Source organism: Streptomyces pacificus (assembly GCF_011766325.1).
Classification (GTDB): Bacteria; Actinomycetota; Actinomycetes; order Streptomycetales; family Streptomycetaceae; genus Streptomyces; species Streptomyces pacificus.
The window spans coordinates 106,910-132,861 of the sequence record NZ_BLLG01000014.1 but is presented as its reverse complement, the minus strand read 5'-3'; the positions used below and the strand labels follow the sequence as shown (position 1 = coordinate 132,861).

21 protein-coding genes and 2 tRNA genes are annotated in these 25,952 nt (G+C 73.4%); 16 read left to right on the top strand and 7 right to left on the bottom strand.

Annotated features, from left to right (window positions below):
• Positions 1 to 208 precede the first annotated feature (208 nt).
• The 5 genes from SCWH03_RS21095 to SCWH03_RS21070 all read left to right on the top strand — a co-directional run bounded on the left by SCWH03_RS21095 (position 209) and on the right by SCWH03_RS21070 (position 5,416).
• Entirely contained in the window at positions 209 to 484 is a 276-nt protein-coding gene (locus SCWH03_RS21095) for a DUF6343 family protein (RefSeq protein ID WP_173265849.1), read from the top strand.
• A gap of 288 nt (positions 485 to 772) precedes the next feature.
• Complete coding sequence (locus tag SCWH03_RS21090; protein ID WP_173265848.1) at positions 773 to 1,195, top strand: DUF350 domain-containing protein; 423 nt, start codon at positions 773 to 775, stop codon at positions 1,193 to 1,195.
• 231 nt (positions 1,196 to 1,426) lie between these two features.
• Positions 1,427 to 1,627, top strand: coding sequence for a hypothetical protein (locus SCWH03_RS21085; protein WP_173265847.1), 201 nt, complete (start codon positions 1,427 to 1,429; stop codon positions 1,625 to 1,627).
• Between the two features lie 323 nt (positions 1,628 to 1,950).
• Complete coding sequence (locus SCWH03_RS21075; RefSeq protein ID WP_173265846.1) at positions 1,951 to 2,829, top strand: SigB/SigF/SigG family RNA polymerase sigma factor; 879 nt, start codon at positions 1,951 to 1,953, stop codon at positions 2,827 to 2,829.
• Positions 2,830 to 3,091: 262 nt separating this feature from the next.
• Positions 3,092 to 5,416: a SpoIIE family protein phosphatase gene (locus tag SCWH03_RS21070; RefSeq protein ID WP_173265845.1), complete on the top strand. Its 2,325-nt coding sequence runs from the start codon at positions 3,092 to 3,094 to the stop codon at positions 5,414 to 5,416.
• Positions 5,417 to 5,487: 71 nt separating this feature from the next.
• Here the strand turns inward: SCWH03_RS21070 and SCWH03_RS29280 are convergent, their stop codons facing one another.
• From SCWH03_RS29280 to SCWH03_RS21050, 3 genes are all read right to left on the bottom strand, one after another.
• Positions 5,488 to 8,742, bottom strand: coding sequence for a HAMP domain-containing protein (locus tag SCWH03_RS29280; RefSeq protein WP_254076913.1), 3,255 nt, complete (start codon positions 8,740 to 8,742; stop codon positions 5,488 to 5,490).
• Between the two features lie 79 nt (positions 8,743 to 8,821).
• Positions 8,822 to 9,412: an ATP-binding protein gene (locus tag SCWH03_RS21055; protein WP_254076912.1), complete on the bottom strand. Its 591-nt coding sequence runs from the start codon at positions 9,410 to 9,412 to the stop codon at positions 8,822 to 8,824.
• Positions 9,409 to 9,810, bottom strand: coding sequence for an STAS domain-containing protein (locus SCWH03_RS21050; protein ID WP_173265844.1), 402 nt, complete (start codon positions 9,808 to 9,810; stop codon positions 9,409 to 9,411). The genes SCWH03_RS21055 and SCWH03_RS21050 overlap by 4 nt, the downstream gene beginning before the upstream one ends.
• Before the next feature lie 151 nt (positions 9,811 to 9,961).
• On the opposite strand from SCWH03_RS21050, the gene SCWH03_RS21045 reads away from it, so the two are divergent.
• The 5 genes from SCWH03_RS21045 (at position 9,962) to SCWH03_RS21025 (ending at position 13,170) form a co-directional block, all read left to right on the top strand.
• Positions 9,962 to 10,393 carry a rho GDP-dissociation inhibitor gene (locus SCWH03_RS21045; RefSeq protein ID WP_173265843.1) on the top strand — a complete coding sequence of 144 codons (432 nt, stop codon included), beginning with the start codon at positions 9,962 to 9,964 and terminating at the stop codon, positions 10,391 to 10,393.
• A complete protein-coding gene (locus SCWH03_RS21040; protein WP_173265842.1) occupies positions 10,390 to 10,527 on the top strand; it encodes a hypothetical protein in 138 nt (45 codons plus the stop codon). Before SCWH03_RS21045 ends, SCWH03_RS21040 begins: the two co-directional genes overlap by 4 nt.
• A 408-nt stretch (positions 10,528 to 10,935) precedes the next feature.
• Complete coding sequence (locus SCWH03_RS21035; RefSeq protein ID WP_173265841.1) at positions 10,936 to 11,397, top strand: Crp/Fnr family transcriptional regulator; 462 nt, start codon at positions 10,936 to 10,938, stop codon at positions 11,395 to 11,397.
• 205 nt (positions 11,398 to 11,602) lie between these two features.
• On the top strand, positions 11,603 to 12,514 hold the full coding sequence (locus SCWH03_RS21030; RefSeq protein ID WP_371872735.1) for a metallophosphoesterase family protein: 912 nt from the start codon (positions 11,603 to 11,605) through the stop codon (positions 12,512 to 12,514).
• The gene (locus SCWH03_RS21025) at positions 12,511 to 13,170 is read left to right on the top strand and encodes a 4'-phosphopantetheinyl transferase family protein (protein ID WP_173265840.1); all 660 of its coding nucleotides are present in this window, start codon (positions 12,511 to 12,513) and stop codon (positions 13,168 to 13,170) included. The genes SCWH03_RS21030 and SCWH03_RS21025 overlap by 4 nt, the downstream gene beginning before the upstream one ends.
• Positions 13,171 to 13,398: 228 nt before the next feature.
• On the opposite strand, the gene SCWH03_RS21020 is transcribed toward SCWH03_RS21025, so the two are convergent.
• Positions 13,399 to 13,472, bottom strand: a tRNA-Pro gene (locus SCWH03_RS21020).
• Positions 13,473 to 13,617: 145 nt separating this feature from the next.
• On the opposite strand from SCWH03_RS21020, the gene SCWH03_RS21015 reads away from it, so the two are divergent.
• Positions 13,618 to 14,139: a DUF309 domain-containing protein gene (locus SCWH03_RS21015; protein WP_173265839.1), complete on the top strand. Its 522-nt coding sequence runs from the start codon at positions 13,618 to 13,620 to the stop codon at positions 14,137 to 14,139.
• Between the two features lie 203 nt (positions 14,140 to 14,342).
• Here SCWH03_RS21015 and SCWH03_RS21010 read toward each other — a convergent pair whose 3' ends face one another.
• A complete protein-coding gene (locus tag SCWH03_RS21010; protein ID WP_173265838.1) occupies positions 14,343 to 14,762 on the bottom strand; it encodes a DoxX family membrane protein in 420 nt (139 codons plus the stop codon).
• A 435-nt stretch (positions 14,763 to 15,197) separates the two neighbouring features.
• On the opposite strand from SCWH03_RS21010, the gene SCWH03_RS21005 reads away from it, so the two are divergent.
• Both SCWH03_RS21005 and SCWH03_RS21000 read left to right on the top strand, forming a co-directional pair.
• The gene (locus SCWH03_RS21005) at positions 15,198 to 16,997 is read left to right on the top strand and encodes a S8 family peptidase (RefSeq protein WP_173265873.1); all 1,800 of its coding nucleotides are present in this window, start codon (positions 15,198 to 15,200) and stop codon (positions 16,995 to 16,997) included.
• Between the two features lie 190 nt (positions 16,998 to 17,187).
• Positions 17,188 to 20,124, top strand: coding sequence for an AAA family ATPase (locus SCWH03_RS21000; protein ID WP_173265837.1), 2,937 nt, complete (start codon positions 17,188 to 17,190; stop codon positions 20,122 to 20,124).
• 241 nt (positions 20,125 to 20,365) lie between these two features.
• Here the strand turns inward: SCWH03_RS21000 and SCWH03_RS20995 are convergent, their stop codons facing one another.
• The gene (locus SCWH03_RS20995) at positions 20,366 to 21,943 is read right to left on the bottom strand and encodes a DHA2 family efflux MFS transporter permease subunit (protein WP_173265836.1); all 1,578 of its coding nucleotides are present in this window, start codon (positions 21,941 to 21,943) and stop codon (positions 20,366 to 20,368) included.
• A 322-nt stretch (positions 21,944 to 22,265) separates the two neighbouring features.
• Here SCWH03_RS20995 and SCWH03_RS20990 point away from each other — a divergent pair, with 322 nt between their 5' ends.
• Entirely contained in the window at positions 22,266 to 23,702 is a 1,437-nt protein-coding gene (locus tag SCWH03_RS20990) for an MFS transporter (protein WP_173265835.1), read from the top strand.
• Between the two features lie 301 nt (positions 23,703 to 24,003).
• Here the strand turns inward: SCWH03_RS20990 and SCWH03_RS20985 are convergent.
• Positions 24,004 to 24,077 (bottom strand) — tRNA-Pro (locus SCWH03_RS20985).
• 148 nt (positions 24,078 to 24,225) lie between these two features.
• Here SCWH03_RS20985 and SCWH03_RS20980 point away from each other — a divergent pair.
• Together SCWH03_RS20980 and SCWH03_RS20975 are read left to right on the top strand one after the other, a co-directional pair.
• On the top strand, positions 24,226 to 24,927 hold the full coding sequence (locus tag SCWH03_RS20980; protein WP_254076917.1) for a thiamine pyrophosphate-binding protein: 702 nt from the start codon (positions 24,226 to 24,228) through the stop codon (positions 24,925 to 24,927).
• A gap of 87 nt (positions 24,928 to 25,014) precedes the next feature.
• The gene (locus SCWH03_RS20975) at positions 25,015 to 25,923 is read left to right on the top strand and encodes a transketolase family protein (protein ID WP_173265833.1); all 909 of its coding nucleotides are present in this window, start codon (positions 25,015 to 25,017) and stop codon (positions 25,921 to 25,923) included.
• Positions 25,924 to 25,952: the final 29 nt, after the last annotated feature.

Genomic DNA, 25,952 nt, shown 5'->3' with positions numbered 1-25,952 from the left:
GGTGTGTTCGGCGCCCCGCCGGGCGGGTACGGGTCATTCAGGGGGCACGAACCGGGCCCACCGCGGCAGAGGCCCCGGAAACGAACAGGCCCGCCGCGCCGAGGGCCGGGCGCCGGCGCGGCGTCCGGACCGGCACGATCCGGAGCGCAGCGATCCGGGCCAGCACGGTCCGGCCAGGCACCGGCCCGGTACGCACGCGGGAGGCGCCATGCCGCACCGGACCGGAACAGAACCCGTCACCGCACGGAGCGCGCTGGCCCTGCGCCTGGTGCTCTCACTCGCCGCCCTCCCCGTCTTCGCCGCGGGCACCGGGCTGTTCGCGGCCTGGGCGGGCGCGTCCGGCCCGGGGGATTCCCCGGATCCCTCTGTGCTCGTCGCGCTGGCCGTGGCCTGCGGGGTCCTGGTGCTGGTCGCAGCGGTGGACCTGCTGGTGCTCGGGCGGCGGTTCTCACACGACAGGCACGGCGGGCCGCACGGCCGGTGATCCTCCGGGCGCCGCCGCCGTGTGCACTCCCGGCGGACGGCTGCGGACCGGACACCGCAGCCGTCCCAGGAACGGCGGGCGCATCGGGAAGTACGGCAGAGGGAGGCGCGGCGGGGGCCCGGGCTCCGCGCCCGCCCGGCCACGCCCCCGCCCGGGCGTCCTCCCCGGGCATCAGGCCCCAGGTGCTACGGCAAGCCCAGGGCGGCCCCGTCATCGCCGCGGTGGGCGTGCGATACATTTTGCCGCGCCCTCGCCACGATCGTTCTCTGACGACGGAGACCCCCTCCCATGACGGACATAGTCAACGGACTCGGCCGGACCACCGCCTACGGTGCCCTCGGCATCGTGCTGCTGATCCTCGGCATCGTGCTGGTGGACGTGCTGACGCCGGGCAGGCTCGGCCGCCTGATCTGGGAGGAGCGCAACCGCAACGCGGCGGTGCTGCTGAGTTCGGCGCTGCTGGGCATCGGCGGGATCGTCTTCACCTCGATCTGGACGACCTACGACGACTTCGCCAAGGGGCTCGTGTCGACGGCGGCGTTCGGGATGCTGGGGCTGCTGCTGATGGCGCTGGCGTTCCTGGTGGTGGACCTGGTGACGCCCGGCAGGCTGGGGGCGACGCTGGTGGAGCCGGAGCCGCACCCTGCGGTCTGGGTCACGGCGGCGTGCAATCTCGCGGTCGCCGCCGTCGTCTCGGCGTCGATCGCCTGACGGCCGACGGGATCGGCCGCAGCCCCGCACACCCCCGCACCCCCGCACCCCCCGCATCGCCCACCGTCACGCGAAGGCGCCGCCGCGCCGCCGCGTCCTCGCGGATCGTAGCCGCCCGCTCACAACGGGCGGTGTTCGCGGCCCCCTTCGCTTTGCCGGGCTGCATCGGGCCGGATGCCGCGTGATGCTGGTAGCAGTCCCCCAGCTACGGCATGAGCCCGGAGGCAGACCATGAAGCAGGAGAACGCGGGAGAGCAGCAGCCCGAGAGCAGGCGGCGGCCGGCTCGGTACTTCACCGGCTCGGAACGGCCCTTCGACCCCGAGGACCTGGTGATGGCGTCCGGCCGCGAGTGCACCCCCGAGAACGTGGCCCGTGCCCGCAGGGAGATAGCGGAAAAGGGTGCCGCCGCGCTGGAGCGCTACCTGCCCTGACGGCGGACCCGGCACCCGCCGCCGTTGCCACCTCCACCGCCAGCGCCACCGCCACCGCCACCGCCACCGCCACCCGCAGTCGGCAGGCCCTCACCGCGGGTATGCGGACCGCCCGTATCACGCGCCCACGGAACGAGTTCCCTCCGCACGTCGGACACCGGCTGCGCCGAAAAGGTACATTGAGGTATCAGGCAGGCGCCGGAGCGGTACCGGGCAAGACTGGGCAAGACGGCGCAAGACCGCGGATGTACTGCGCGGGCAGAGTCCGAGCGACGGTCCCGTCACCGCCGGTGGCGTCGGCCCCCCTCCCTCGGAGGACGCTCATGTCCAGCTTCACCACCCGCGGATCCGGCGTCGGCGGCACGCGGCCGAACCGACCGGCCGCACTCGGCGATCTGCCGGAGATCCCGGATTTCCGGACCGTCAGCGCGCTCGACGCGCGCGCCCTCTCACTCGCCCTGTTCCGGCGGCTCCGCACGCTGGAGGAGGGGTCGGCGGAGTACTCGTACGTCCGCAACACGCTGGTGGAGCTCAACCTCAGCCTGGTGAAGTACGCCGCCACCCGGTTCCGGGGCCGCAGCGAGCCCATGGAGGACATCGTCCAGGTCGGCTCGGTCGGCCTGATCAAGGCGATCAACCGGTTCGACGTCGAGCGTGAGGTCGAGTTCACCTCCTTCGCGCTGCCCACGGTGGTCGGGGAGATCAAGCGCTTCTTCCGCGACACCAGCTGGGCGGTGCGCGTGCCACGGCGGCTCCAGGAACTCCGGCTGGATCTCGCCAAGGCGTACGACGCCCTGGAGCAGGACCTGGGCCGCGCGCCCACTCCGGCGGAGCTGGCCGCCCGCCTCGATCTCACCGAGGAGGCCGTCCTGGAGGGCCGGAGGGCCGCCAACGGCTATGCCGCCCGCTCGGTAGAGCCGCTCGACGACGAGGAGGGCAAGAGCCCCCTCGCCCACCGTCTCGGCGTCGAGGACCCGGCCCTGGACATCGTCGAGTGCCTTCAGTGCCTCAAGCCGCTGATCGCCCGGCTGCCTGAGCGTGAACGCGCCATCCTGTCCCTGCGGTTCGGAGACGATCTGACCCAGGCCGAGATCGGCGAGAGGCTCGGCATCTCGCAGATGCACGTCTCCCGGCTGCTGGCCCGGGTGCTCGCCGAACTCCGCGCGGCGCTGCTCGCGGAGGACGGCGGGCAGAAGCCCTGAGGTCCAGCGCCCCTGCCTGCGTGTACCCCGGCTTCCGTCCGGCCGAACACGCCGGTCCCGACCGCCAGCGCCCCTGGCCCTGCCCCGGGGCACGGCCAGGGGCGCGCACGCACCCGCACGGCCGGCACCGGCCCCCGGCACTCGGGGCGACGGCGGCCCCGTCGCCGTCAGGCGCCGGAACCCGGCCGGCTCACCCGGCGCGGGACCCGGTGGCCCGGGCGGCGGGCACGGGTAGAATCCGGTGCGGCACGCTGGAGACGAGATGACCATGCCCGAGCAAGGGCCGGTCGAGCCCGAGCCCGACCGGCTGGACGAAGCGGTCACACGGCTGACCGCCGAACTCACCGCGCTGCGCCGCGACGCCGCCCGCCGCCATCTGCTGGACACGGCCGGCGGCGTGCTCGTCGCACAGCACTCCTTCACCCCCGGTGAGGCCGCCGACCACCTGACCCGGCTGGCCGAGACGATGGACGCCAGACCGGAGGACCTCGCCGCCGACATCGTCAACGGCGCCACCGGCCCGCCGGGCGCTTCCGGAGATCCGCCGCCCGAGGGGGACGGCGGCCCGGTGACCGGGGACGACGCCGCACGAGCCGGGTACGGCGGGGTCAGGAGCGCGGACCGCAGGGCGCGGTGGGCCGAGGCGGGCGCGGAGGCGGCGGCGCAGCTGGGCGGCACGGCCGACGAGATCGCCGCGACCCTCCTGAACGGCGGGATGCGACCGCTGGGGGCCCGGGCGCTGTGGCTGTTCCTCCGCACCGAGACGGATTGCCTGCAGCTGGCCGGCAAGGCCGGGGTGACCCCGCTGGAGACGGCCCACTGGCACTGGGTGCCGCCGATCGCGGGCAGCATGCTGCACCGGGTGCTCGGCGAGGGCACGCCGCTCTGGCTGCCGGGCGGCACGGCCCCGGCGGAGGCGCTGCCGGGGCCGGCTCCCGACTCCGCGCGAGCGGTCCTGCCGCTGCGGCAGCACGGTGTGGTGACGGGGCTCGCCCTCGTCGACTGGCCGGGCCCCGCGGTCCTGGACGAGCACGTCCGGCGAGCGCTGACCGGGCTGGCCGTGCCGGCGGCGAGAATCCTCGACGTGGGCGCTCCCGGCACCGCCGGGCCCGGGGTGCTCGCCCCGCTGCTGGACCTGCTGACGCATCCGGCCATGGTTCTGCGCGCCGACGCGAAGAGCGGGTCGCTGCGCATCGAGAGCCTCAACCGGCCGGCGCTGGAATCGGTCCGCCATGTGCACGGCCCCGCCGGCCGTTCGCTCGCCCAGGTGTTCCCCGCCATGTACGGCGACCTCGTGCGGCTCGCGGCGACCGCGCGGGAGTCCGCGGCGCCCCAGCGGGCGACCCGGGTCCCCGTGGAGTACCGGGCCGACGGTCCCGACCCGTTGCACGACGTGCGGGTGCTTCCCGTCGGCCCCGACCGCACGGTGGTGCTCTGGCACTGCGCCACCGACCCCGGGCTGTCCCTCAGCCGGGTGCTGGGCCGGCTGGAGAACCTGGCCGCGTTCGAGGACGACCTGGTCACCGGGGAATCCCGGTGGAGCGAGCAGGCCTACCGCATCTTCGGGCTCGAGCCCGGCACCTCCCCCGTGCCGCTGCGGCAGCTGGCCCCGCATCTGCACCAGGAGGACACCGGCAAGCTCGACGAACTGCTGACGACGCTGACGCGCCGCCGCAAGGGCGGCCACACCGTGGTGCGGGCGGTGCGTGAGGACGGCGGGCTGAGGTATCTGCGGATCGCCGCGGAACCGCTGCTGACCGGCGGCGTACTCAGCGGCATCACCGGCGTCTACCAGGACGTGTCGGCCCAGCACCACACGGAGATCGCGCTGAGCGCCACCTTCGACCGGCTGACCGCTGCGCAGGCCCAGGCCGCGCTGCGGCAGCAGCTCGTCCTCCAGCTCCAGCAGGCGATCGTCCCCGAGATGCCGGAGCTGCGGCAGCTTCCCGGTCTCCAGGTGGCGGCCCGCTACCGGCCGGCGGCGGAGGAGTACCGGGTGGGCGGCGACTGGTACGACGTCCTGCCGCTGCCCGACGGCCGGGTGCTCGTGGTCACCGGGGACATCGCGGGGCACGGCATCGACTCGGTGACCGGCATGGTGGCGCTGCGCAACGCCCTGCGCGGACTGGCGTTCACGGGCCACCCCCCGGGCCGTCTGATGGCCTGGCTCAACGAGGTCACCCTCCACACCTACGGGTGCCTCACCGCCACCGCGGTCTGCGGCCTGTACGACCCCGGTGACCACTCGCTGCGCTGGGCCAGCGCCGGCCACCTTCCGCCCGTGCTGCTCCGGCGCGGTGCCGCCCGTCTGCTCGAACCACCGGGGAGCATTCTCCTGGGCGCGGTCCCGGCGGTGGCATACGAGGAGAGGCTGACGCGTCTGGAGCCGGGGGACACGCTGATGCTCTACACGGACGGGCTGGTGGAGAGCCGGCGAACCGGTATCGACCAGGGCCTGGAGAGACTCCGGCGGGCGGTGGAGCGGCTCGAGCCCGCCGGCCTGGACGAGCAGGCGGACGCGCTGCTCGCCGCGGTCACCAGTGACACCGACGACGACACGAGCCTGGTGGTCGTCCGGGTGTCCTGACGGAGGGCGTCCCTGCGGCCGCCTCGCCGCTCGGGACGACGACGGCGGCGCCCCGGGCCTCCAGCCCCCGGTCAGTCCCGGTCCAGCCAGTGGTGCACCCGCTCCACCAGGTCGTGGGCGTCGACGGGTTTGGTGATGTAGTCGTTCGCCCCGGCCTCCAGGCTGCGGGCCCGGTCCCCGGGCATCGCCTTCGCGGTGACCGTGATGATCGGTACGTCGGAGAAGCCGGGCGTGCCGCGGATCGCGGCGGTGGCCGCATGGCCGTCCATGCCGGACATCATCACGTCCATCAGGACCAGGTCCACCTCCCGGTGCGCGGTGAGCAGGTCGATACCGGAACGCCCGTCGGCCGCGGTGAGCACATGTGCTCCCTCCGCCTCCAGTATCTCGGTGACCGCGTACACGTTGCGCACGTCGTCGTCGACGATCAGGACCACCCGTCCCACCAGTGAACCGCCGCCCACGGCCCCGGGCTTGACGCCGCGCTCGCGCGGGGCGGCCGCCCGGTCCTCCGAGGCGGGAGCGCGCGGCAGGGCGCCGCCTACGGGCACGTAGAAGGTGAACTCGCTGCCCTCGCCCAGTCGGCTCTCGGCGACGATCACCCCGCCGAGGAGCTGCGCGACCTCCCGGCTGATGGAGAGTCCCAGCCCGGTGCCGCCGTAGCGGCGGCCGGTGGAGAGGGCACCCTGCTGGAACGCGCCGAAGATGGTGTCCAGGTGCTCCGGCGCGATTCCGACGCCGCTGTCCCGTACCTGGAAGGCGACCACCGGCCCACCGCGCATCCGCTCGGGCAGTTCGGCGTCGGTCGCGTTCCGGACCCGCAGTTCGACGCCGCCGCGTTCGGTGAACTTCAGCGCGTTGGAGAGCAGGTTGCGCAGTACCTGCCGCAGCCGCGGCTCGTCCGTGGTGATCTCCGCGGGGGCTCCGGGCGCGGTCACCACCCGGAAGTCCAGTTCGCGCTCGGCCGCCAGGGGCCGGAAGGTCATCTCGACGTACTCCAGCAGCCGGCCCAGCGCGAAAGGCTCGCGGTGGATGTCCATCTTCCCCGCCTCGACCTTCGACAGATCGAGGATGTCGTTGATCAGCTGGAGCAGGTCCGAGCCCGCGGAGTGGATGACCTCCGCATAGTCGACCTGCTTCGCCGTCAGGTTCCCCTCGGGGTTCTGCGCGAGCAACTGGGCGAGGATGAGCAGGCTGTTGAGCGGGGTGCGCAGCTCATGGCTCATATTGGCGAGGAACTCGGACTTGTACATCGACGTACGGGAGAGCTGTTTGGCCCGTTCCTCGAGCTCCTGCCTGGCCTGCTCGATCTGCAGGTTCTTGCGCTCGATGTCGCGGTTGCGGTCGGCGAGCAGGGCCGCCTTCTCGCCGAGTTCGGCGTTGGAGCTCTGCAGTTCCTCCTGCTGCACCTGGAGTTCCTGCGAACGGGCCCGCAGTGCGGCGGTCAGCAGCTGGGACTGCTCCAGCAGTTCGTCGGTGCGGGCGTGGGCGATCAGGGAGCTGACGACGACGCCGACCGACTCGGCGAACTGGTCGAGGAAGTCGCGGTGGAGGCCGGAGAAGGGCCGTAGCGAGGCGAGTTCCACGGCACCGAGCACCTGGTCCTCGACGAGGATCGGCAGCACGACCAGCGCCGCCGGCGATGCGGCGCCGAGTCCGGAGGAGATCGTGACATACCCGGCCGGCAGGTCGTCCACGGCTACCGTGCGGCGGCTGAGCGCGGCCTGCCCGACCAGGGACTCCCCGAGCCGGAAGCGGGCCGGCGGCGCGGACGCCGCCGGGGGCGGTGCACCGTAGGAGGCGATCCTGACGAGTTCGATACCCGCCTCCCGCGCACCCGGACCGTGACCGCCGCCGCCGTGACCACCGCCGTCACCGCCGTCACCGCCGCCACCGCCGCCACCGCCGCCAACGCCTCCGTCGCCTCCGTCGCCCCCGCCGTCACGGCCACCCGGCCAGGCGCCCTCTCCCTCTCTCGCGCCCGCACCCTCGGCCGCACCCCCTCCCCCGGCCTTTCCCCTGGCCCTTCCTTCACCCGCATCCCCTGCCCTGCCCGCACCCGGGCCTTGGCCCGCCGCAGGTGCCGACCGCGCTTCCCGCGCCCCAGGTGCCCCAGGTGCCGCCAGGTAGAACGCCCCGTACTGGGCCGAGACCAGCGGCGGCACCTCGTCCATGATCACTTGCGCAAGCTGGACGGGGTCGCGGCTGCTCTGGGTGAGTCCGGAGATCCGGGCGAGGTTGGTCTTGAGCCAGTCCTGCTCCTGGTTGGCGCGGGTGGTGGCGCGCAGCGACTCCACCATCGCGTTGATGTTGTCCTTGAGTTCGGACACCTCGCCCGAGGCGTCGACGGTGATGGAGCGGGTCAGGTCCCCTTCGGCGACGGCGCTGGTGACGCCGGCGATGGCGCGGACCTGGCGGGTGAGGTTCCCGGCCAGCTCGTTGACGTTCTCGGTGAGCCGCTTCCAGGTGCCGGAGACGCCCTCGACCTCCGCCTGGCCGCCGAGCCGGCCCTCGCTGCCGACCTCCCGCGCGACCCGGGTCACCTCGGCCGCGAACGACGAGAGCTGGTCCACCATCGTGTTGATGGTCGTCTTGAGCTCCAGGATCTCCCCCCGCGCATCCACGTCGATCTTGCGGGTGAGGTCGCCCTGGGCCACCGCGGTGGTGACCTGGGCGATGTTCCGCACCTGGTTGGTCAGGTTGGTGGCCATGGAGTTGACGTTGTCGGTGAGGTCCTTCCAGGTACCGGACACCCCGCGGACCTTGGCCTGACCCCCCAGATTGCCCTCGGTGCCCACCTCGCGGGCCACCCGGGTCACCTCCTCCGCGAACGACGACAGGCGCTCGACCATCGTGTTGATGGTCTCCTTCAGCTCCATGATCTCCCCCCGCGCGTCCACCCGGATCTTCTGCGTCAGGTCGCCCCTGGCGACGGCGGAGGCGACCTGGGCGATCGACCGGACCTGGGAGGTGAGGTTGTCGGCCATGGTGTTCACGCCCGTGGTCAGCTCCTGCCACACCCCTCCCACACCCTCCACCCGGGCGTGCCCGCCGAGCCGGCCCTCGCCCCCGACCTCACTGGCGACCCGGGTGACCTCGGAGGCGACCAGTGACAGCTGGTCGGCCATGCCGTTGTACACGGCGGCGATCTCGCCCATGATCCCGCCGGCCTCCTCGGGCAGCCGGGAGGAGAAGTCCCCGTCGCGCACCGCCGTGAGCCCGGCCAGGATCTCCCTGATCCCCTCCTCGCTCAGTTCCGGGGGCGGCCGTACCCCTTCCAGTGGCTCGCGCCCCATGGCGTGCCGCGTGCGTCCGGGTTCGTCCATGGCCAACCTCGTGTGCCGAATCGTGCTGCGTCCCGTGGCCGAGGCCGGGCCCGGCGGCCGTCCGCCGGCTCCGGCCCCACTAACGACTGTCGCACGGGGAGGCCGGCTCGGCGCCCCGTGGCCGCTCACGGCGGACGGGGGCGGCGACCTCGGCCCACACCGTCTTGCCCGAGTCACGGCGCACCGAGCCCCACGCCCGGGCGAGCCGGCGCAGCACCACCAGACCGTGCCCGCCGGGCACCGCGGAGTGGGGGTACGGGCGCGGCCGGGGCGCTTCGGGGCTGCCGTCGCTGACCTCGATCCGGAGCCGCTCGGACGTGCAGTCGAGAACCAGCTCAAGCGGCCCTCCGGCGTGCAGACAGGCGTTGGTGACCATCTCGGAGACCACCATCAGCACGTCCTCGGCGACCGCCCGCCGCTCCTCGTCCCAGTCCGGTTCGCTGTCGGTGCTCGTGTCCCAGGCGTCCCAGGCGTCAAAGGCGTCCCGGGAATCCCGGGAATCCCAGGCGTACGGCTCATCCGACGGGTGACGGCCGAGCCCCCCCGACGGCAGCCATTCCCAGTCCGCGAGCGCCTTCGCGCTGAAGTCGCGGCAGCGGCCGACCGCACCCCTCACCCCCGTGATCCCGAGGCGACGGATCCGGCCCTGCCGGGGAAGTACGGGGTTCACGGCTGCTCCTGCGGTGGGGGCGCGAGTGCCTCGCCGAGGCTCGCGTACCGGGGGAAGATCGGCGCCGCACCGGTGACGGCGAGCATGCGGGCGACCTGCGGCCGCAGCGCGGCGAGCTCCACCCGGGCTTCGCCGGCCTGTGCGGCGAGCCTCGCCCGCAGCAGCACGTTCAGTCCGGTGGAGTCGCAGAACCGCAGCTCGGCGCAGTCGACCACGATCCGGCGCGCCCCGCCGGCGACCGCCTCCCGAAGGGCCGAACGCAGCGGCTCCGCCGTGTCGTGGTCGAGCTCCCCCGTGACCTCGACCACCACGATGCCCGCTTCGGGGCCCTGCCGCACCACCACCGTGAAGGGCCCGTCGCTGCCGCCACCGGGCCGCCCCTCCTGTCCCGACACCATCCGACCTCTCCGTCCCCGCCGGTTCCCCGTCCCACCGGCGCTCTGCGCTCTCCGTGCACCGGAGCCTCATGCGGCGACTACCCGGGGCAGGGACGACTAGGCTGAGATACCGGTTATTTCTTCTCATAAGCGGCGAAAGCTGGCGCATGCGATGGATGTGACCTCCGACTTCGAGCTCCTGGGCATGACGATCCAGGTGGAGGGGCGCCCCGACATGCCCGTACGCCTGACGCCCCCGGACGGCGGCAGCGCCGGACCCCCGTCCGCACCGCTGGTGCTGCGGGAGGGCTCGGAGTTCCGGGTACGGCTGGAGTTCGTCGTGGGCTCCGGCCGCGACCTGGAGGGGCTGCGGTTCGTCGACGAACGGACCAGGCAGGGCGTGACGGTCGGCCGTCAGGAGATCCTGCTCGGCGACTACCGCCGCGGCGGCCCCTACGAGATCGTGCTGCCGCCCGAGCGGCTGCCCATCGGCCATATGGCCCGGGACGTCTATCAGGTCACCGGCACCATCGCGGACAAGGACGGCCGGATTCTCGGCCGCGAGTCCCACAGCTTCGAGATCACCAAGGACTGGCCCCGGTGAGCGTCCCGTGCACACGCAGCACCGCACTCACCGTGCTCACCGTGCTCACCGTGCTCACCGTGCTCACCGTGCTCACCGTGCTCACCGTGCTCACCGTGCTCACCGGCATGATGAGCCGCCCCACCACGCCATGAGATCACTCCGTCACCCACCGTCCCGGCCGCGCCCCGACCCCTTCCGGCCGCCGCGCGACCGAACCCGCGGGTCTGTGGCGGCTCGGGCGTTCCGCCTCGTCGAGCCTTCCGGTACGCCGAAGGCCCCTTTCCGCCCGCCCCTCAGGCCCGCAGGCCCGGCGCGGCCTTCCGGCACGTCGGACTCCGCCGCTCGCCGGACCGTCGGGCTCGGCCGGACCTCCCTGCTCGGCGAGCCTGCGGGTGTCCGGCGCACCCGCCGACCCGGGCACGTCCCGAACCGGCGCACGCGCCGGCTCCGCACACGCGCCGGTTCCGCGAACCGGACGCAGGCCGCGTCATACGGCCCAGGCCGTGCATTCGGCGCCCCGACGGCTCACGATGGCCTTGAGGGATACGGAGGCCCCAGCGATGAGCAGCTCTTCGACACGGATCACTGCCGCCCTTTCCACCGAGTACCGCGGCCGGCTGATGGAGATGGCCGAGGACGTCAAGTTCCCCGAAGGGGCCCGCGTCTTCGAGGAGGGCCGTCTCGCCGACCGGTTCTGGATCATCCGGTCCGGTACCGTCACACTCGACATCCGGGTCCCCGGCCGACGCCCCGCTGTGATCGAGAACCTCGGCTTCGGCGAACTCGTGGGCTGGTCATGGCTGTTCCCGCCGTACGTCTGGCAGTTGGGCGCCGAGGCCATGACCCCGGTGCGCGCCCAGGAGTTCGACGCAGCCCCCGTCCGGAACCTGATGGAAGCCGATCCCGCGTTCGGCTCGGCGATAGGCCAGTGGGTCGCGCGCGTGCTGGCCCATCGGCTGCACTCGGCCCGGGTGCGGCTGCTCGACCTGTACGCCCCGTACGGCAGCGGCCTCTCCCAGTGAACTGGACTGAGCTGCCTATCCTGCGCTCGGGCGCCGGACCGCGGGCCGCCGACGGGCGGACCGCCGGCCCCGGTGCGCGACGACGTGCCGGGAACCGGCCCGGCACCCGCCGTCGTTGCACCGTCGTACAGTCGTCGCACCGGGGTGCGGTCCACCGCCGCACCACCGCAAGCCGCCGTCCTACCGAGGAGCTGGGAAGTGCACCGTGAGCTATGAGGTCCGTGGCGGTCCGCAGACACCCGCCGATGTGCGCGCCGGGGGCGGCCCCCGCGGCCCCAGGCTCGTGGCCGTCAGCGACCTGCATGTCCGCTATGCCGAGAACCGCGAGATCGTCGAAGGGCTGCGCCCGGAGTCGGACGAGGACTGGCTGCTGGTCGCCGGTGACGTCGGCGAGTACGTGGCCGACGTGCGCTGGGCGCTGGAGCTGCTGGCCGGGCGGTTCGCCAAGGTGATCTGGGTTCCGGGCAACCACGAGCTGTGGACGCCTCCCGAGGACCCGGTGCGGCTGCGCGGCGAGGAGCGCTACCGGCATCTGGTGCGGCTCTGCCGGGAACTGGGGGTCGTCACTCCCGAGGACCCGTTCCCGGTCTGGCACGGCCCCGGCGGTCCGGTGGCGATCGCCCCGCTCTTCGTCCTCTACGACTACTCCTTCCGGCCCGCCGGGGCGCGCTCCAAGGAGGAGGCGCTGGCGATCGCGGAGCAGGCCGGCGTGGTGTGCACGGACGAGTTCATGCTGCACCCGGACCCCCATCCGTCACGGGACGCCTGGTGCCGCGCCCGGCTGGAGATCACGGAGGCACGGCTGGCCGAGGTGCCGGCGGACCTGCCGACCGTGCTGGTCAACCACTTTCCGCTGATCCGTGAGCCCACCAGGGTCCTGTGGCACCCGGAGTTCGCGCTCTGGTGCGGGACGGAGGCCACCGCCGACTGGCCGCGCCGGTTCCGCGCGTCCGCCGTCGTCTACGGCCATCTGCACATCCCGCGGCTGATCCGGTGGGAGGGCGTGCCGCACCAGGAGGTCTCGCTCGGCTATCCGCGGGAGTGGCGCAAGCGCCCGGGAGCACCCGGTCGTCCCGTGGAGGTCTTCCCGCTGGTACCGGACGGGGCACGCGCATGATCGACAAACTGCTGCCTCCGCCGATCGCGGTCCGTGAGGCCTTCGGGGACCCGGAGGTACCGGAGATGTACCCCGAGGAGCGGGCCGTCGTGGCGAACGCCGTACCCGAACGGCAGCGGGAGTTCGGCACGGTCCGGGTGTGCGCCCGCGGGGCGCTCGGAGAGCTCGGCTTCCCTCCCGGGCCGATCCTGCCGGGGGCCGCGAGGGCTCCGCAGTGGCCGGCCGGCGTGGTCGGCGCGATGACGCACTGCCGGGGCTATCGGGCGGCCGCGGTGGCACATGCCGCCGACGTGCTGGCGATCGGCCTGGACGCCGAACCCCATCTGCCCCTGCCCGACCGGGGAGTCCGCGACCTGGTCACGCTGCCCGAGGAACGCACGGCGCTGGAGCGGCTCGGCTCCCTGCGCCCGGAAGTCTGCTGGGACCGGCTGCTGTTCAGCGCCAAGGAGAGCGTCTACAAGGCCTGGTACCCGCTGGCGCGGCGCTGGCTGGACTTCGAGGAGGCGGTCGTCGCGATCGACCCCGACGACGCCACGTTCCACGCCCGGCTGCTCGTGGAGGGCCCGGTCGTCGGCGGGCAGCCGCTGAGGGGCTTCGAAGGGCGCTGGCTCGTCGAGTCGGGGCTGGTGGTCACGGCGATCGCCGTGGTGCGCTGATCCGCGGCAGGGCTCGCCGTACCGGGGGCGGGCCCGCGGCCCGGGCACCGTCGCGCGACGTGCGCCCTGTTCCCCGATCGCGTGGCGTGGGCACACCCGCGTACCGGGGAGGTGCAACCGGCCCCTGCGGGCGCCCGCGCTCGGGAGGTCGCGCCGTACCGCTCACGGCAAGCTCCGGAAACGACCGAGAGGGGCCCCGAGGGGCCCCTCCGACCTGCTTCCCTACCGTCGGGACGACAGGATTTGAACCTGCGACCCCTTGACCCCCAGTCAAGTGCGCTACCAAGCTGCGCCACGTCCCGGTGCACGCGTCCCCGGGGAGCCTGCCCCGGTCGAGCGCGCAGGAGAACAGTACCTCAATCCGCACCCCGCCCGGAGACACGGCCCCACCGTGCGCGGCGGGTCCGGCGTTGGTCCCGATCAGGGCCGAGGGGTGACAATCGGGACGTGAGCAGGACGTCGAGGGATCGCGATGACGAGGGCCGGGCGCGCAGCGCGCGTCCCCGGGACGGGTTGGGCCGGCCGCTGCCCTACGGAGCGGAAGGGGTGGACCGGCAGCCGGAGGGGGTGGTCCGCCCGCCCGGGGAGACGCTGACGGAGGCGCAGCGGCTGCTGGACGTGGGGATGCCGTTCCACGCCCATGAGGTGCTGGAGGACGCCTGGAAGTCCGGGCCGGACGAGGAGCGCGGGCTGTGGCGAGGGCTGGCGCAGCTGGCGGTGGGGCTGACGCATGCCGCACGCGGCAATGCCGCGGGGAGCGCGGCGCTGCTGGCCCGGGGTGCCGAGTCGATCGCGCCGTACGCAGGCGGGGGGCCCTGCGGAGCCGGAGAGGCGCAGGGGACCGGGGGGCCGTACGGGATCGATGTCGCCGGGCTGACCCGCTGGGCGGCGGCGCTGGAGGACGATGTGCGCGGGGACGGGGGCCCGGTCTCACCGGCGGCGCGGGCGCCGCGGCTGCGCATGCGCTGAGCGTTCGCCGGGCGGACCGGGGCCGCCGCCGTCCCGAGCGGGGCTCGCGGGACGTCGTCGCACGGTGTGGCCGCTCCGGTCCCGGCCGGGCGCGCGGCGCCGCGGCCGCGGAGGCCCGGCCCCGGGCCGGGGTCGCGGAGGCCGGGCCCCGGCCGGGGTGGCGACCCGGGACCGGCCGACGGCGGACGCCGGGGGCGCCGCGCTCACCCCATGGAGAGCAGGGGACCGGTGAGCGTCAGTCCGAGGTCGTGTGCCGCGTAGGCGAAGAAGGCGCACATCACCAGCGCGGCGCCGCCGAGTGCGATGCCCTTCAGGAACGAGATCTGCTCCGTCTGGCGCGCCTGGGGGTCGGTCTCCTTCCAGAAGGCGTGCATGACCAGCGCCGTGGGGAAGAGGAAGGCCGCGATCAGCAGGGCGCCCAGGTCCGCCCAGACCCCGAGCGCGACGCTCAGGCCCCCGAGGAGCAGGAGCACCCCGCTCAGCACGGTCGCGGCCTCGGCCGCGGGCACGCCTTTGGCGGCGGCGTAGGCGCCCAACTGCCGGTGCTGGGTGAGGTGTCCCACCGCGGAGTACAGGAACACGAGCGCGAACAGGATGCGTCCGATCAGGACCAGGACATCCACGCCGACCTCCGTGAGTTCTGGGCGACGGCCCCCTCCCGCCATTGTCCTCCCGGCCCGTCGAACGCTCAGCTCGAGCCGTCACCGCAGGTCAGCGGGGCGGGGAGGAGCGAGCCCCCACCGTTCACAGGGTTCGCACAGGGGGTGACAAGGGTTTTCCCCGTATCGGGTTCGCCTCGGCGTTGCCTACTGTCTGCCGGACCGGCGGATCCCGGCCATCCCTGAATGTCAGGTGCATGCTAATTCCGGGATGCGTCCGGTGGCGGCTCTTGACCAGGGGCCGTCACGCAGGAGGCGGCGCACGGGCGCACCCGGCCCGGGCTCCGCGGATCGCACCCCCACGGCGAACCGCGGACTTCATGCGCCGCCCCCCTGCCTCCGCACCGTCAGTTGAAAGGAATCATCTTGAACGGTTCCGGACGGAGACTCATATCCGTCGTGGCCGCGAGCGCCACGATTCTGGGTGCCGCCGCCACTTCCTCCGTGGCGTTCGCCGCCGCCTCGGGGGAACCCTCGCCGAAACCCGCCCCGGTTTCGCAGTCGATGACCGAACTGCCCGACTCCCCGGTCGAGAAGGTCATCGTCACCTACGAGTCCCAGGCGGAGGAGGCGGGGTCGAACACCGCCGCCGCCGGGGACGCCAGGGCCAAGGGCGCCAAGACCGGGGAGAACCTGCGCTTCGAGCGCCGGCTCGCCGGTGGTGCCGCCCTGGTCGATCTGGGCGGCGAGGCCTCGAAGAAGGACCTCGCCGAGGTCATGGACGCCTTCCGCGCCGACCCCTCGGTCGCCTCGGTGGAGCCGGACATCCGCGCATACGCGATGGCGGCCACCCCGAACGACACCGAATTCGCCAAGCAGTGGGACCTGTTCGAGGCCACGGGCGGCATGAACGTCCCCGGCTCCTGGGACAAGACCACGGGCAGCGGTGTCACCGTCGCCGTCATCGACACCGGCTACGCCGCACACTCGGACCTGGCCGCCAACACCGTGCCCGGATACGACTTCATCTCCAGCTCCTCGGAGGCCCGTGACGGCAGCGGCCGCGACGGCGACCCCAAGGACGAGGGAGACTGGAACCTCACCGACGGCGAGTGCGGCCCGGACTCCAAGGCGGGCGGCTCGTCGTGGCACGGCACGCACGTCGCCGGCACCGTCGCGGCGGCAGCGAACAACGGCAAGGGCGTCGCCGGCATCGCCTACGACGCGAAGGTCCAGCACGTCCGGGTGCTCGGCAAGTGCGGCGGCTCGTCCTCGGACATCGCCGACGCCATCACCTGGGCGTCCGGCGGCAGCGTCCCCGGCGTCCCGGCCAACGCCACCCCGGCCAAGGTGATCAACCTGAGCCTCGGCGGCGACAGCTTCAGCTGCCCGAGCGTCTACCGGAACGCCATCAACGGCGCCGTCTCCCGCGGCACCACGGTGGTGGTGGCGGCCGGCAACAGCAACGCCAACGCCGCCTTCTCCACCCCGGCCAACTGCGCCAACGTCATCAACGTGGCGTCCACGAACCGCGACGGCAGCCGCTCCTTCTACTCCAACTACGGCTCGGTCGTGGACGTGTCGGCGCCCGGCGGCGAGACCCGCCGCGCCACCGACACCCCGGGCACCGTCACCACCCCCGAGAACGGCATCCTCTCCACGCTGAACTCGGGCTCCACCACCCAGTCGGCCGAGAACTACCAGCCCTACCAGGGCACTTCGATGGCCGCACCGCACATCGCCGGCCTCGCCGCCCTGCTGGAGTCGGTCAAGCCGTCCCTGACCCCGGCCGACATCGAGTCGGCGATCAAGGCGAACGCCCGTCCGCTGCCCGGCAGCTGCTCCGGCGGCTGCGGCGCCGGCATCGCCGACGCCACGAAGACGGTCGACGCGGTCACCGGCACCGCGCCCGGAGGCACCACCTTCACCAACGGCGCCAACGTCGCGATCTCCGACAACTCCACCGTCACGTCCTCGATCGCCGTGACCGGCATCACCGGCAATGCCCCCGCCGCCCTCAAGGTCGACGTGGACATCAAGCACACCTGGCGCGGTGACCTGGTCATCGACCTGATCGCCCCGGACGGGACCGTGCGCAACCTGAAGACCTCCTCCGGCTCGGACAGCGCCGACAACGTCCTCGCGACGTACACCGTCGACGCCTCCAGCGAGGTCGCCAACGGGACCTGGAAGCTTCAGGTCCGCGATGTGGCATCAGGTGACACCGGCTACATCGACAGCTGGCGTCTCACTTTCTGATACGGCGACACGACCAGCATCCATGCAGGTCAGGGGCGCGTTCGTGGGGAGTTCCCACGGACGCGCCCCGCTGTCGGCCCACGACGGACCTGTCCGCATGCCGGACACGGGGCCTGGAACGGGCCGACCGGGTTCGTATTCTCTGCTCCGGCGGGCAGCGGGCCCGCACGCCGGAAGGAGGTGGGGGTACGTGAACACCGGTGCGCATCCGCCTCCGCGCCCCGGCGCGGGGGGACCCCGCGTGCCGGTCGGCCGGGCCGAACTCCTCGACCGCCTCGACCGCGTGCTGCACTCCGGTGGGCGCGCGCTCCTCACCGGCCCCGCGGGGGTCGGCAAGTCCGAGGTGGCGCTCGCCATCGCGGCGCGCGCCGAGGCACGCGGCGAGCATGTGCTGCGGCTCGCCACGCTCCCCACCGACCGCCGGACCCCGGGCGCTGCCGCCGCCACGCTGGTGGCCTCGGTCGCCGTGTCAGCGAACGGTGGAGGACCGCCGACCGGCACCGCATCCGGCACCGGCACCGGAACCGGAACCCCGGCCGGGGAGCAGGACGTCCTCCGGGTGCTCCCCGGCCCTCAGCGCGCCGCCGTGGCGATGCTGTGCCGGGAGGCCCCCGTGCCCGAGGAGGGCTGGGACCGCATCGCCCTGCGGCTGGCCGTCGCCGGGATCCTCCGGGCGCTCGCCGCCCGCGGTCCCGTGCTGCTCGTCGTCGACGGAGTGCAGCGGATGGACCCCGAGAGCGCGGACCTGATGCGTTTCGCCCTCCACCTGGCCCCGTCCACGCTGCGGGTCGTCGCCGTGGAGACCCCCGACGCCGAGGCGTACGGCCCCGGCACCCGGGGCGAAGACCCGGAACCGCTGTGGGTGCCCTCCGAGGCCGATGTGCTGAACGTACCGCCGCTGCACGCCGACGAGATCGCCGAACTCCTCATCCACCACCGCCTCCCGGCCCGGATGGCCGGACGCATCCACCGGGCGAGCGGCGGGAATCCGCGACTCGCGCTCGCCATCGGCCGCTCCCTCGCCGACGCGCGCACACCGGTGCACCACGCCGAGGCGCTGTCCCTGTCGGGCCGCGCCCGCGACCTCGCCCGTCAACTCCTCGCAGTGGCCTCCCCCGCGGTGCGCGACACGCTGCTGCTCGCCGCGCTCGCGCTGCGCCCGTCGGCGTCGCTGATCCGCCGGGCGGGCCGCCCCGGCGCCGAGGCCGACCTGGCCACGGCCGAACGGGCCGGGCTGGTCACCCTCACCGAGGACGGGTCCGTGGCCTTCACCGCCGGCGTGCTGCCGTCGACGCTCGTCCACGACGCCTGCTGGACCGAGCGCAGCCAGGGGCACGCCGCACTCGCCCGGGTCGTGGACGACCCGGTGGAGGAGGTGCGGCACCGCGCTCTCGCCACGGACGTGCCCGACGAACTGCTGGCGGCCGAGGTGGCCACGGCAGCCGAAGCCGCGCGTCGCCGGGGCGACAGCGCCCTGGCGGCCGAACTCGCCCTGCTCGCCGCGGAGACCACACCCGGCCGGGTGGGAGGGCAGCGGATCTCCCGACTCGTGGACGCGGCGGAGGAGGCGGCCCGTGCCGCGCGGGCCGACCTGGCGGTGCGGGCCGCCACCGACCTCCTCTCCCGGGACGCCGGCCCCGCCGACCGGGTACGCGCCCGGCTCGCGGTGCTGGACACCGCGGGGCAGGGGCTCACCGACCTCGACGAGATCTATGTGCACGCGATGGAGGACTCCGAGGGCGACACCGCGCTGCGTGCCGCCGTACAGCTCCGGCTTGCCGTGAAGTACGTGCTCGCCGACGGCGACCCCCTGCGCTCGCGGGCGGCCGCCGTCGAATCGGCCGAACTGGCCTCCTCCGTCGGCGACACCAGGACGGCGGCCAGGGCGCTGACCGTCCGGGCCCGCATGGAGCGCTTCCTCGGCCGGCCCGACGCCGAGCGGGTACTCGCCGAGGCACGGGCCCTGGAGATGGTGGAACGGCCGCAGGGGGTCCGCAACACCGCCCGGATACTGACGATCCGCCACGCCCTGTGCGACGACCGGCTCACCGACGCCCGGGACCAGTTGAACGCCCTGCTGCCGCTGGTCGAGCGGCGCGGTACCGTCGAGGACGCCATCGAGCTGTTCAACACGTCCGCCGAGGTCGAGGCGCGCAGGGGCCAGTGCGCCGCCGCGTTGTCCCATGCCGGCAGGTCGCTGGCACTGACCCTGGAGGCGGGTCTCTCCCCGGGGCCCGCCTGGTACTCCCTGGCCCTCGCCGAGACGGCGGGCGGCAGCTTCGCCCGCGCCGCGGGCTACGCCCGCCGCAGCGCCCAGGCGTCCGAGGAGGAGGGCGACCGCGTCTTCCTCTCCCGCAGCCTGTACGCGCTCGGCCGGGTCCAGCTCGTCACCGGCGACGTGGCCAACGCCCTTCAGACGCTGCGCCGGGTCCAGGCCGGGGAGCGGGCGCAGAGCGCCGTCGACCCGTCCATGCTGCGCTGGCACGAGGAGCTGGCGGAGGCGCTGCTCGCCAACGACGCCCCGGAGGAGGCCGGCGACGTCCTGGCCGCCGTCCGCCCGGTCGCGGAGCGGCTGGGCCGTACGACGGTACTGCTCGGCTGCGACCGGGTGCACGCACTCTGCCTGGCCGCGAGCGGGAAGGCCACCGAGGCGGCCGTGCTGCTGGCCGACACCGCCGACCGGTTCGGCGGCGCGGGGCTGCCGTTGGAGCGCGGCCGGGCGCTGATCGCGCTCGCCCGGGTGGAGCGCCGCCGTCGCAGGCGATCGGCCGCCCAGCGGGCGCTGCAGGCGGCGGCAGCGGTCTTCGAGCGGTCGGGCGCTGCGCCCTGGCTGGCGCTGGCGTCGGAGACCCCGTCGGGGACGGCCGATCCCGCGCCTTCCCGCGCCGGCGCGCTGTCATCGCTGACGGAGGCGGAGCTGCATCTGGCGCTGCTGGTGGGGCAGGGCGCCAGCAACCAGGAGGCGGCCGCGCGGCTCTATCTGAGCGTGAAGACGGTCGAGGCCCGGTTGACGCGTATCTACCAGAAGCTGGACGTCCGTTCGCGGGCGCAGCTGGCCGGCGCGCTGAGTGCCTGGCCTGGGCTGAGACCGCCGCCGGTCCTCGCCGGCGGCCCGGCCGCCGGCTGAGCACGGGGCCGGAAGGCACGTCCGGCGCCTTCGCGGGGGAACCGGGCCGGGCCGGGGTGCCCGCCCGGGCCCGCGCCGTCCGCGGCACCGGGCGAGACGGACGGCCGGGAGACCGGGAGACCGGGAGACAACCCGGAGGAAACCCGGGAGCCGGAGAGCCCGGGAGCCGGCACCCCGCCCTGGGCACGAGGCACCGGGCACGAGGCACCGGGTCCCTGTGCGAGGGCACCTGCTCCAGTGGTCACCGCGATCCGCGGGGCTCCGCACCGCTGCCGGCGACCGTCCAGAGCAGCACCATGGTCACCGCGCACACGGCGGCTCCGAATCCGACGCTCACCTGGCAGCCCTGGATGAAGTCGCGCGTCGCGATCTCCGCGACGGAAGCGCGCTGCTCCAGCGAGGCCCCCGGCACCGGTCTGCCGGGGCCGATCTCGGCCGGATAGGCGTGGGGGTTGGCCTCCTGGATGATCCGCTCGGCGATCGCCCGGCGGGCCGCGGCGTCCGGGACCGCTTCGCGCAGATCGGCGGTGAGGCTGCGCCCGAGCCAGACGGCGAGGATGCTGCCGAGGACCGCGAAGCCGAACGTGGAGCCGATGGCCCGCTGGGCGCTCATGATGCCGGAGGCCATCCCCGCCCGGTCCACCGGCACCGAGCTCATGGCCAGGGCGGTGACCGGGGTGGCGAGGAGGGCCACACCGGCGCCGCAGAGGAAGAGACCGGCCGCGACCACCGCCACGGAGACGGGCATGCCCAGGGCGATGACGACCAGCCCGGCGACCAGCAGCGGCTGGCCGGTCCTGGCGACCGGCAGCGGCCCGACCCGTGCCGCCAGCCGGCCGGCGATCGGGGAGAGCAGCATGATGTTGAAGGCGAACGGGAGGATCAGCAGCCCTGCCGCCTCCGGCGAGTACCCCTCGATGTTCTGGAAGTACTGCGTGACGACCAGCAGCGTCCCGTATGCGCTGAAGAAGCCCGAGAAGATCGTGGCGATGCCCACGGCGTACGCACGGTGGCGGAAGAGGCGGACGTCCATCATCGGGTTCGGGTTCCGGTACTCGTACCGGGCGAAGAAGACGAGTCCCACCACGCCGACCACCAGCAGGGTCAGGATCCGGGCCGATGTCCAGCCGGCCTTCTGGCCTTCGATCAGCCCGTAGGCCAGGGATCCGACGGCGACGACGAACAGCAACTGGCCGCCCCAGTCGAAGCCGCGGGGCGTCGCCTCCCGGGACTCGGCGACATAGCGGGCGGTCATCACCAGGACCAGCACTCCGACCGGCACATTGACCATGAACACGGCCCGCCAGCTGACGCTCTCGGTCAGCACTCCCCCGATCGTGGGGCCCAGGGCGGTCGCCACACTCGCCACGCCGGTCCACAGCCCGATGGCCTTCGCCCGCTCGTCGTCGTCGGAGAACGCGGCGCTCACCAGCGCCAGCGACGTCACGGTCACCGTCGCGGCCCCGATGCCCTGCACGGCACGGGCGATGGCCATGAGGACGAGCGTGGGCGCCAGGCCCGCGGCGGCGGAGGCGAGGGTGAACACCGTGACGCCGACGACGAACAGGAGCCTGCGCCCGAACCGGTCCGCCGCGGTCGCACCGGCCATGATGAACACCGCCATACCGATGGAGTACGCGGTGACCACCCACTGCAGACCCGACTCGCCGACGCCGAAGTCCCGCTGGATGTCCGGCAGGGCGACGTTCGCGATGAGGGCGTCGAGAAAGACCATGAAGAGGCCGAGTCCGGTCGCCACGATGGTCAGGACCTGGGTTCTCGTCCAGGAGCGTGCTGTCCGCTGCTTGGTATGACGCATCGTCACACGCTAAGGCCAGGCCGGTGCTCCCCGGTGGATCAGCGCGCTGCGCGGGAGCCGGTTGCCGGGAGCCGGAAGCCGTCCCGGGTGAGGCCGGGCGATCGGGCACATCGCCACCGCACGGATGAAATGCGGCATTATCTCCGGAATCATCCGACTCCATTGACTATGCTCGCAACGCCCCTGAGGCCCACACCGCCGGAGCGCCATGCCGTGGGGCATCGCGGACACCGCTCTACCCCTGCCGGGAACCGGCAGGCGGACGCACACCGGGAGGGCGTGCGCCGGACAGCCGGCGGACGCAGGAACACAGGAGCCCGCCATGCACCTCGGCCGACCCCACCGCAGACCTCACGGTGAGGACCCCGGGCCCCGCCCAGACGGCCTCGGGGCCGGGCAGCTGCGTCTCGGCCTGACGCTGATCGCCGCCTCGCTGTGCATCTTCGTCGTGCAGCTGGACTTCCTGGCACTCAACCTGGCCCTCCCCCGGATGGCCGCGGAACTCGGCACCACGACCACCGATCTCCAGTGGGTGATCAGCGGCTACATGCTGGCACTGGCCGCCACCCTGGTCCCCGGCGGAAGGCTCGGCGACATCCTCGGCCGCAAGCGGATGCTGCTCGGCGGCCTGGTCGTGTTCGGCGTCTGCTCGCTCGCCGCCGGCCTCTCCTCCGACGCGGGCGTCGTCATCGTCATGCGGATCGCCCAGGGTGTCGGCGCGGGCGTGCTGTTCCCGCTCGCCATCGCCATCATCACGGATGCCTATCCCCCGGAACGCACACTACGGGCCATCGGGAACGCCTTCGGGATCGGCGCCGTGGCCCTGGCCCTCGGACCAGTGTTCGGCGGCGGTGTCACCGAGTTGCTGAGCTGGCGCGTCGTGCTGCTGGTCAACGTCCCGACGTGCGCGGCGGCCATCCTGATGGTGGTCGCCGGAGTGCGCGAGTCGCGTGACACCACCGTGCCCCGCTCGATCGACCTGCCGGGCGTGCTCGCGGTCGCGGCCGGCATCGCCCTGGTGACCTACGCGGTCGACCGCTCGACCACGTGGCCCCCCGGCTGGACCGTCGGTCTCGCGGCGGCCGGGGTGCTGCTGCTGGTCGCCTTCGTGCTCCACGAGCGCGTGGCCCGCTGGCCGCTGGTCGCCCTCGACCTGTTCCGCAACAAGCCCTATGTGCTCATCACCATGATGGCCACCGTCGCGAACATCGCCTTCGTCGTCGCCATGTACGGCATCACGATCTATCTCCAGCAGGTCGAGGGGTACTCACCGCTCGGGGCCGGCCTGGTCTTCCTCGCCGCGTCCGTCTCGGCGGGGATCGCCGCGCTGCTCTCGGGGCGGCTCGGCGAGCGCTTCGACGTCCCCCGTACGATCGGCGTGGGGACCGTGGTCGGAGGCGCCGGCCTGTTCCTCGTCTCCTACGGCGGGGGGCTGTGGTCCTATGTGCCCGGACTGGCACTGACCGGGCTCGGGTACGGCCTGGGATGGACGATGGGCAGCGCCGGAACCCAGGTCGTGGTGCCGCCCGAGCGGGCCGGCCAGGCCTCCGGGGTCACGCTGGCCGTCATGATCGGGGTCGCGGGCATCTGCGTGGCCGCGGGTGCGACCCTGATCGAGGTACGGGCCGCGGGCGAGGGCCTGGGCGCATCGATCGAGGGCGTGCTGCGCTGGGTCGCGGTGGGCAGCGCCGTCGCGGCTGTGGCGATCGGCGTGCTGGCCGAGCGCATGATGCCCCGCACCCCCGCACGCCCCGGCTGACCAGGTGCCTCCGCGCCGGGGCACTGCGACGCCACGCACACCCGGGAGGTCGCGCTGTACCGCCCATGGCCGGTCGTGGCACCGGCCGGCGGGGACGAACCCGGGCCGGCCGCCGACGAGGCCCGCCGCCGCAGAGGCCCGCCGTGTCATCGACACATCCGGCGGTCTTCCCTCGGAGCGCACGGCGGAGCGGACCCGGTGCTGACCTTGATCAACAGATGTTGCGAGGAATCGCGAGACGGCACCCCTGGAAACAATCGAGAGGGGCCCCGAAGGACCCCTCTGATCTGCGACGTTTCCGTCGGGACGACAGGATTTGAACCTGCGACCCCTTGACCCCCAGTCAAGTGCGCTACCAAGCTGCGCCACGTCCCGATGCCCGCCTGACCTGGTAATTCCCCGGGCCGAACGCGCACCAGAACCATACCGCACTTCACCGGGTGGCCACGAACCGATTGCCGGTTGACCTCAACTGCGGTTGAAGTTGCATGGTGGGCGCATGACCAGCACGGGAACCACCACGATGCACGACACCGCGCCCGACCGCCGGGACCTCGGGCGCCTGACGGCCCTGATGGCCCTGATGACGGGCGACGAGAAGCACGGGCCCGCGGCGACCTCGACGCTCGACGCACTGTGGGTGCTCTACGACCGGGTGCTCCGGGTGACCCCGGAGACCGCCGACTCGCCGGAACGCGACCGGTTCCTGCTGTCGAAGGGCCACGGGCCCATGGCCTACTACGCCGTGCTCGCGGCGAAGGGCTTCATCGACGAGGAGGTACTGGCCGGCTTCGGATCGTACGACTCCCCCCTCGGCCACCACCCGGACCGGATGCTGGTGCCCGGGGTGGAGATCGGCAGCGGCTCGCTCGGGCACGGGCTGCCCCTCGCGGTCGGCACGGCGCTGGGCCTGCGGGCGCAGGGGCTGGACACCCCCCGGGTGTGGGTGCTGATCGGCGACGCGGAGCTGGACGAGGGGAGCAACCACGAGGCCATCGCCTTCGCCGGCCCTGCGGGGCTCGACCGGCTCCACACGCTGGTGATCGACAACGCCTCCGCGACCCACGGCTGGCCCGGAGGCATCGCCACGCGCTTCGCGGCGGCGGGCTGGTCCACCGCGTCCGTGGACGGTCGCGACCCGCAGGCACTGTACTCGGCGTTCACCGCCCCGCATCCCGGCCGCCCGCACGCCGTGGTGGCCCGCGTCGAGCCGAGGACCGCCTGACGGGCGCTCCCGGCGGCGGACCCGGACGGGGCCGCCCACCCCGCGGGCACCCGACGGGGAACAGAACACACTCCCAAGGAAACGATCATGGACACCATGCGTGAGCGCTTCATCTCGAGCACGACCCGGCTGCTGGCCGAGGACCCCCGGCTCGCCCTCGTCCTGGCGGACATCAGCGCGGAGGGCTTCCGGCCCGCGGCGCGGGCGCACCCCGACCGGGTGATCAACGTCGGCATCCGCGAGCAGCTGATGATCGGCGTGGGCGGCGGACTGGCCCTGACCGGACTGCGACCGGTGGTGCACACCTTCGCCAGCTTCCTGCTCGAGCGCCCATTCGAACAGGTCAAACTCGACTTCGGGCATCAGGGCGTCGGCGGTGTCCTGGTGAGCGTGGGCGCTTCCTACGACTGGCCGGCGGGCGGCTTCACCCATATGGCACCCGGCGATGTGGCCCTGCTCGACACCCTCGACGACTGGACCGTCCATGTGCCCGGGCACCCGGACGAGGCGGAGGCACTGCTGCGGAGGGCGGCCCCGGGGGACGACCGCGTCTATGTGCGGCTGTCGCTCCAATCGAACGAGCACGGGTGGCCGGTCGACGGCGCCCGGTTCCTGACCGTCAGGGAAGGGCGCTCCGGAGTGGTCGTCGCGGTGGGGCCGATGATGGACCACGTCATGGCGGCGACCGAGGGTATGGACGTCACGGTGCTGTACGCGACGACCGTGCGGCCCTTCGACGCGGCCGGAGTCCGGCGGGCGGTCGGACACGGCCCGGCCGATGTGGTGGTCGTCGAGCCGTATCTCGCGGGCACGTCGACCGCCGCCGTCAACGACGCGCTGGCGGACGTACCTCACCGGGTGCTGGGGCTGGGCGTCGCACGGCGGGAGATCCGGCGGTACGGGCGGATGGAGGAGCATCTGGCCGCGCACGGCCTCGACCCGGCGGGGCTCCGCGGGCGGATCGGCCGGTTCCTCGGCGCCGGAGCATCCCGCTGAGCGAGGCCCGCACCCCGGCGGTCCCCCGC